The sequence below is a fragment of the Streptomyces katrae genome, from assembly GCF_000966975.1.
GTDB classification, from domain to species: domain Bacteria; phylum Actinomycetota; class Actinomycetes; order Streptomycetales; family Streptomycetaceae; genus Streptomyces; species Streptomyces katrae.
On record NZ_JZWV01000805.1, the window covers coordinates 1 to 6,996 of the forward strand.

Consider the following 6,996-nt stretch of genomic DNA (forward strand, 5'->3'; position numbering starts at 1 on the left):
GAACGGAGGAAGGGCGGGGCGGGGACCTCGCCCCGCGCAGCGGAACCCCGGTACGCCGAAGGGGCGCCGCAACCGGTGCGGCGCCCCTTCGGGTGGCTCGTTCAGCTCTTGTCGGCCTCGGGGCCCTTGGTCAGGCCGACCGGCTTCGCCTCGGCCTTGTCGGCCTCCGGCTTCGCAGCGTCGGCCGAGGCGGGAGCCTCCGCCCCGGCCCCGGCCCCGGCCGGCTTCGCGGCGTCGGCCCCGACGGAGCCCTCCGGCTCGGCCTTCGCGTCAGCAGCCGGCTTCGCGGCGTCCGCCCCGTCCCGGTCGGAGCCGGCCGTGTCCCCGGACCCCCCGGAGGGCTCCGGCTCGACGACCTCCTCGCGGCCCGGCCGCAGCTTCGCCGAGAGGACGAAGTAGACCACCGCGAGGATGAAGACCACGATGGCCGTCCACACGTTCAGGCGGACGCCCAGGATGTGGTGCGCCTCGTCGACCCGCATGTACTCGATCCAGACCCGCCCGGAGCAGTACGCGGCCACGTACAGGGCGAAGGCCCGCCCGTGCCCGAGCCTGAAGCGGCGGTCCGCCCAGATGACCAGGGCGGCGACGCCGAGGCACCACAGGGACTCGTACAGGAACGTCGGGTGGTAGAGGCCGGCGACCCGGTTGGGGCCCTCGCTGATCTTCAGCGCCCACGGCAGGTCGGTCGGGCGGCCGTAGAGCTCCTGGTTGAACCAGTTGCCCCAGCGGCCGAAGGCCTGGGCGATGGCGATGCCGGGGGCGAGGGCGTCGGCCCAGGCGGGCAGGGGGATGCCGCGCAGCCGGCAGCCGATCCAGGCGCCCACCGCGCCCAGCGCGATCGCGCCCCAGATGCCGAGGCCGCCCTCCCAGATCTTGAAGGCGTCGACCCAGTCCCGGCCTTCGCCGAAGTAGAGCTGGTAGTCGGTGATCACGTGGTAGAGGCGACCGCCGACCAGGCCGAAGGGCACCGCCCACACCGCGATGTCCGCGACCGTGCCCGGCTTTCCGCCGCGCGCGATCCACCGCTTGTTGCCGAGCCAGACGGCGACGAAGACGCCGATGATGATGCAGAACGCGTAGCCGCGGAGCGGGATCGGCCCGAGATGGAGCACGCCGGTCGACGGACTGGGGATGTAAGCAAGGGTCATGGCAAGGCTGACGCTACCCTGCCGGGCGGTGGCCTCCGCAACCCGCCCGGCAAGCTGAAACCAAAACCACACACGGCGGTCGCCGCGGCTCAGTCCTCCGTAGTCCCCTTGGACACCGTCCTCGAGCCGGACGGGCTCGGGGAGCCCGCCTTCGGCAGGGAGCCGGGCTTCCCGGAGGCCGAGGCCGACGGGGAGACGGAAGAGGAAGCGGAAGCGGAAGCGGAAGCCGACGGCTTCGCCGTCACGCCGGCGTTGGCCTCGACCTTCTCCTTCAGCTTCTGCGGGGTCAGCGGGTTGGCCTGGTCGCCGAAGATGTCCTTGCCGTCGAGCAGGACCGTCGGGGTGCCCTTGAACTTTCCGGCGCGGAAGGCCTCGTGCGACTTGGCGACCCAGCTGTTGTGCGTGCCGTCCTCCACGCAGGAGCGGAAGGCCGGGGTGTCGAGTCCGTCGACCTTCCCCGACAGTTCGAGCAGCTTGGCGTTCTTGGCGTAGGCGTCGTCCGTCTCCTGCGGCTGGTTCACGAAGAGCACGTCGTGGAAGGCGCCGAACTTCCCGGTGTCCTGCGCGGGCCGCCGCGTTCGCCGCCTTCAGGGAGCCGGTGCCGCGCATGTTGCCGTCGATCAGGGTCACCAGGTGGTACTCGATCTTGAGCAGGCCCCGGTTCTCCAGGTCGTGCAGGGTGTCCCGGTAGTTGTCCTCGAAGGCCTTACAGGCGGGGCAGCGGAAGTCCTCCCAGACCGTGAGGGTGGACTTGGCGCCGTCCTTGCCGGTCTGGATGGCGAGGGCGTCCTTGCCCGTGGCGCCCGAGGGGGCCGCTACGGGGCCCTTGGCGGTCTTGTCGCCCTTGCCGGTGTTGGCCGCGATCACGCCGACGACGGCGGCCAGGCCGAGGACGCCGACCACCGCCCCGCCGACCACGAGGGCGCGCCTGCGCTTGTCCTTCTTCTTCTGCTGCTCGCGCTCCGCCTGGAGTCGCTCCCGGGCCGATCGTTTCGTCACATCGCGGTTCGCACCGTCGTTCTTCTCGCTCACGTTCCGCCAAACGAAGCGGGGAGGCACTCGCGTGCCTCCCCGCTCCCGATTCCACCCGATCGGGCTACAGAACCCCGATAAGGGCCCGCCCCGCGTCAGGACCTGCGTACGCCTTCCGCGAGGTCGCCCGCCAGTGCCCGCACGGCCTCCAGGCCCGCGGACAGGTCCGGGGCGTCCAGCAGCAGCTTCACGAAGGCCGAGCCGACGATCACACCGTCCGCGAAGCCCGCGACCTGCTTGGCCTGCGCCGCGTTGGAGACGCCGAGCCCGACGCAGACCGGCAGCTCGGTGGTGGCGCGGGTGCGGCGGACCAGTTCCTGGGCCTCCTGGCCGACCGACTCGCGGGTGCCGGTGACGCCCATGAGGGAGGCGGCGTAGACGAAACCGGAACCGGCCGCGGTGATGGTGGCCAGGCGCTCGTCCTTGCTGCTGGGGGCCACGACGAACACGGTCGCCAGACCGTGCTTCGCCGCGTGCTCGCGCCACAGGTCGGACTCCTGGACCGGCAGGTCGGGCAGGATGCAGCCCGCGCCGCCGGCGGCGGCCAGCTCGGCGGTGAACCGCTCGACACCATAGCGGTCGATGGGGTTCCAGTACGTCATGACCAGGATCGGCACCCCGGTGGCCTCGTAGGCCTCGCGGACCGTGCGCATCACGTCGGCGATCTTGACGCCGCCGCGCAGGGCGATGTCGTCGGCGGTCTGGATGACGGCGCCGTCGAGGACCGGGTCGCTGTGCGGCAGGCCGATCTCGACCACGTCGGCGCCGCCCGCGATGACGGCCTTGACGGCCTCGATGCCCCCGTCCACGGTCGGGAAGCCGGCCGGGAGGTAGGCGACGAGGGCGGCGCGGTCCTCGGACCTGGCCTTGGCGAGGGTGTCGCTCAGCAGCTGGATGTTTCCCGTGCTCACTTGTTCTCCCCCTCGGGCTCCGTGCCGTCGTACAGCCCGAAGTAGCGGGCCGCCGTGTCCATGTCCTTGTCGCCGCGGCCGGACAGGTTGACGACCAGCAGGCCGTCCTTGCCCAGCTCCCTGCCCAGGTCGAGGGCGCCGGCCAGGGCGTGGGCCGACTCGATGGCCGGGATGATGCCCTCGGTGCGCGACAGCAGACGCAGGGCCTGCATGGCGGCGTCGTCGGTGACGGCGCGGTATTCGCCGCGGCCGCTGTCCTTGAGGTAGGAGTGCTCGGGGCCGATGCCCGGGTAGTCCAGGCCCGCGGAGATGGAGTAGGGCTCGGTGATCTGGCCCTCCTCGTCCTGCAGGACGTAGGAACGGGAGCCGTGCAGGATGCCGGGCTCGCCCGCGGTCAGGGTGGCCGCGTGCTCGCCGGTCTCCACGCCGTGTCCGGCGGGCTCGAAGCCGACGAGGCGGACGTCCGCGTCGGGGATGAAGGCGTGGAAGAGGCCGATGGCGTTGGAGCCGCCGCCGACGCAGGCCGCGACGGCGTCGGGGAGGCGTCCGGCGCGCTCCAGGATCTGGCGGCGGGCCTCGACGCCGATGACGCGGTGGAAGTCGCGGACCATGGCCGGGAAGGGGTGCGGGCCGGCGACGGTGCCGAAGAGGTAGTGGGTGCGGTCCACGTTGGCGACCCAGTCGCGGAAGGCCTCGTTGATGGCGTCCTTGAGGGTCCGGGAGCCGGACTTCACGGCGATGACCTCGGCGCCGAGCATGCGCATGCGGGCCACGTTGAGGGCCTGGCGCTGGGTGTCGATCTCGCCCATGTAGATGGTGCAGTCGAGGCCGAAGAGGGCGCAGGCAGTGGCGGTGGCGACGCCGTGCTGGCCGGCGCCGGTCTCGGCGATGACGCGGGTCTTGCCCATGCGCTTGGTGAGCAGCGCCTGGCCCAGCACGTTGTTGATCTTGTGCGAGCCAGTGTGGTTGAGGTCCTCGCGCTTGAGGAAGATCCGGGCGCCGCCGGCGTGCTCGGCGAAGCGGGGGACCTCGGTCAGGGCGCTGGGCCGGCCGGTGTAGTTGACCATGAGGTCGTTGAGCTCGGCGGCGAAGGCGGGGTCGCCCTTGGCCTTCTCGTACTCGACGGCGACCTCGTCCACGGCGGCGACGAGGGCCTCCGGGATGAACTTGCCGCCGAAGTCGCCGAAGTAGCCCTCGGTGTTGGGGACGCGGCCTTCCGGGTCCGGGATGAAGAACGAGCTGGTGGACATGCCACTACTCCTACGTGGTGCGGTATGCGATGCCGACGGGTGGCTGGGATGCACCGTATTGCGCCGTCGGTCCGCCGCCCGCGCACCCCGCTGGAGGGGGGTGGGGGTACGGACGGAGCGGTCCTCGCCGGGAGCCGGTGGAGGGCTCGGGGCGCAGGGCCGTACGCGGCCGGCCGCGCCCGGTGCCCAGGGCTACCGGGCGGGCGGAGCCGTCGTTACGACGCGGCTCCGCCGCGCCATCGCATGCCGTTGACCTGACCGGGCTCGGAGCCGATCACGTAGCGCACCCGCCGCCCGTGGACGCGCCGGGCCGGGGCGCGGCAGCCGCGGGGGCGGCAGCCGCGCGCCAGGGGCGCGTGCGCCGTCGGCACGCCGGCCGGGCCGTGGCCCGGGCGGGTGCGGACGGAGGGGCGGGAGGGGGCCATGGAGGGGTCAGCTCCGCCCGTGCCGCAGGGCGGGGTGGGCGCCGGCGGCGACCAGGTCGGCCACGGCCGCCTTCGGGTCGCGGCCGGTGACCAGGGACTCGCCGACGAGGACGGCGTCGGCGCCCTCGTTGGCGTAGGCGATCAGGTCGTGGGGTCCGCGGATGCCGGACTCGGCGACCTTCACGATGTGGGGCGGGATCTCTCCGACGACGCGCTCGAAGGTGGAGCGGTCGACCTTGAGGTCCTTCAGGTTGCGCGCGTTGACGCCGATGATCTTGGCACCGGCGGCGACGGCCCGCTCGATCTCCTCCTCGTCGTGGACCTCGACGAGCGGGGTGAGGCCGATGGACTCGGCCCGCTCGATGAGGGAGACGAGGGCTTCCTGGTCCAGCGCCGCCACGATCAGCAGCACGAGGTCGGCGCCGTAGGCGCGGGCCTCCCACAGCTGGTAGGCCGTGACGATGAAGTCCTTGCGCAGGATCGGGATGTCCACGCGGGCGCGGACGGCCTCCAGGTCGGCCAGGGAGCCGCCGAAACGACGCTGTTCGGTGAGGACGGAGATGACCGCCGCACCGCCCGCCTCGTAGTCGGCGGCGAGCCCGGCCGGGTCGGCGATCGCGGCCAGCGCGCCCTTGGAGGGGCTGGAGCGCTTGACCTCACAGATCACCTTGACGCCGTCGCCGCGCAGGGCCGCGACGCCGTCCTTGGCCTGGGGCGCCTTGGCGGCACGCTCCTTGAGCTCGTCGAGGCTCACGCGGGCCTGCCGTTCGGCAAGGTCTTCGCGGACCCCTTCGATGATCTCGTCGAGCACACTCACGCGAGCGGCCCCCTTCCGGGTCGATGACGTTCGGCCGCCTTGCGGACACGTACCACTGCAAGGTCAGCAATCAAATGGTATCCGCAGGTCGCCACGGCCTCCGCACGGACTTGGCGGCGTCCCAGGGTCTGGACACTCGGAATATGGGGTTCCTCCAGTCCCTCCCCGGGGCCCGCAAGGGCTCACGGGGCCAAAACGGACCCGATCGGTAGGTTCCGGACAATCGTGAACGCCAGTGCGAGCGTGCCGATCGCCCACCACCAGGCCGGTCCCAGGGCGATCCGGGGCACCGGACCGCCACGGAAGGCCCGCCCCAGCCACAAGGCCGTGAAGGCCGCGAAGACGAGGTAGCCGGCGACGGCCATGGCGTTGTCCCCCAGGGCCGTGACCAGGTCCCCCCGGGCGAAGGCGTGCGCGCTGCGCAGCCCGCCGCAGCCGGGGCACAGGACGCCCGTCAGCCGGAACAGCGGGCAGACCGGGTAGTGGCCGGGCTCGTTGGGGTCGACGGCGCCCACGTACGCGAAGGCGGCCACGGCCCCGGCCAGGGTCAGTACCGGAGCGGCCAGCCGGCGCACCCGGGAGGCCCGTACGGGGCGGGCTGCGGGCCCTGCCGCACCGGGGCGGGCGGCGGGCCCTGCCGGGCCGGGGCGGCCGGGCCGGGGGAAGTACTGGAGGCGTCCACCCGCCGATTCTCTCCGCTCACGACGAAAGGCGCAGCCCCGCCGGGCCGCGCCTTTCCGGTGCCAGGGGCAGGCTCAGGCCTTCGCGGCGAGCTGCTTGGCGGCGATGACCTCGGCGAGGTCCTCGTGGGCCGGCTTCGGCATGCCCATGCCCGCGGCCTTCATCGCGAGGCCGACGACACCGCCGAGCGCGACGACGCCCATGCCCGCCCAGAACCCGACCGGGTTCGCGATCACCATGAAGGCGCCGGCGACGCAGAAACCGATGAAGGAAATGACGACACCGGTCCAGGCGGCCGGGGTGTGTCCGTGGCTCGTGCCCGCCATGAGTTGCTCCTCGTTGATCTGTCGGGCGTGCCGTCTCGCACGCTCGGTGTTCATTGTCCCGCACGCGGCGTGCGGATTCCCCGGCGGGTGGCCCGTTCAGCCCGTCGCAGGGGCTCGGTGCGGGCCCGGACCGGCCGGCGTCTCAGCCGGTGGGGTCCTCGCCCCGGTCCAGAGCCTTCCACAGGTCCTCGGGCCGGTCCGGGTCCACGGCGGCGGCCGTACGCCGCCGGGGACTGCCGTCGCGCTCGTAGCGGCCCCCCATCGCGGGCCAGCTCCGGCCGAAGCGCAGCGCCAGCAGCCCGGCGAGCAGGATCAGGGCCGCGCCCGCGGCGGTGATGTACGGCCAGGCCGTATGGCTGAGCTCCACCACCCGTGCGGCGGTGTCGGCGGTCGCCACGGCGGC

The 6,996-nt window shown here is 72.8% G+C and carries 8 protein-coding genes and 1 pseudogene; all 9 read right to left on the reverse strand.

The genetic code is table 11. From position 1 onward, the window contains the following. Positions 1–101: 101 nt before the first annotated feature. Entirely contained in the window at positions 102–1,151 is a 1,050-nt protein-coding gene (gene lgt / locus VR44_RS26945; protein WP_045950207.1) for a prolipoprotein diacylglyceryl transferase, read from the reverse strand. 245 nt (positions 1,152–1,396) lie between these two features. Beyond that, positions 1,397–2,183, reverse strand: a pseudogene (locus VR44_RS26950) (DsbA family protein); the annotation flags it as partial. A gap of 95 nt (positions 2,184–2,278) precedes the next feature. Then, positions 2,279–3,094 carry a tryptophan synthase subunit alpha gene (gene trpA, locus VR44_RS26955; RefSeq protein WP_045950208.1) on the reverse strand — a complete coding sequence of 272 codons (816 nt, stop codon included), beginning with the start codon at positions 3,092–3,094 and terminating at the stop codon, positions 2,279–2,281. After that, positions 3,091–4,344: a tryptophan synthase subunit beta gene (trpB, locus tag VR44_RS26960; protein WP_045950209.1), complete on the reverse strand. Its 1,254-nt coding sequence runs from the start codon at positions 4,342–4,344 to the stop codon at positions 3,091–3,093. The genes trpA and trpB overlap by 4 nt, the downstream gene beginning before the upstream one ends. Positions 4,345–4,559: 215 nt before the next feature. Next, positions 4,560–4,769 carry a tryptophan biosynthesis modulator TrpM gene (trpM, locus tag VR44_RS26965; protein WP_045950210.1) on the reverse strand — a complete coding sequence of 70 codons (210 nt, stop codon included), beginning with the start codon at positions 4,767–4,769 and terminating at the stop codon, positions 4,560–4,562. Positions 4,770–4,776: 7 nt separating this feature from the next. Continuing rightward, complete coding sequence (gene trpC / locus VR44_RS26970; protein WP_045950211.1) at positions 4,777–5,586, reverse strand: indole-3-glycerol phosphate synthase TrpC; 810 nt, start codon at positions 5,584–5,586, stop codon at positions 4,777–4,779. 182 nt (positions 5,587–5,768) lie between these two features. Then, the gene (locus VR44_RS26975; RefSeq protein WP_045950212.1) at positions 5,769–6,161 is read right to left on the reverse strand and encodes a DUF2752 domain-containing protein; all 393 of its coding nucleotides are present in this window, start codon (positions 6,159–6,161) and stop codon (positions 5,769–5,771) included. A gap of 180 nt (positions 6,162–6,341) precedes the next feature. Next, positions 6,342–6,593, reverse strand: coding sequence for an HGxxPAAW family protein (locus VR44_RS26980; protein WP_045950213.1), 252 nt, complete (start codon positions 6,591–6,593; stop codon positions 6,342–6,344). A 142-nt stretch (positions 6,594–6,735) separates the two neighbouring features. Next, positions 6,736–6,996 (reverse strand): TIGR02234 family membrane protein (locus VR44_RS26985; RefSeq protein ID WP_045950214.1); only part of this gene is annotated, 261 nt, incomplete at its 5' end.

Coding starts and splice junctions, on each gene's coding strand:
- trpB (WP_045950209.1), bottom strand. CDS start 4,344: ATGTCCACCAGCTCGTTCTTCATCCCGGACCCGGAAGGCCGCGTCCCC.
- VR44_RS26980 (WP_045950213.1), bottom strand. CDS start 6,593: ATGGCGGGCACGAGCCACGGACACACCCCGGCCGCCTGGACCGGTGTC.
- lgt (WP_045950207.1), bottom strand. CDS start 1,151: ATGACCCTTGCTTACATCCCCAGTCCGTCGACCGGCGTGCTCCATCTC.
- trpM (WP_045950210.1), bottom strand. CDS start 4,769: ATGGCCCCCTCCCGCCCCTCCGTCCGCACCCGCCCGGGCCACGGCCCG.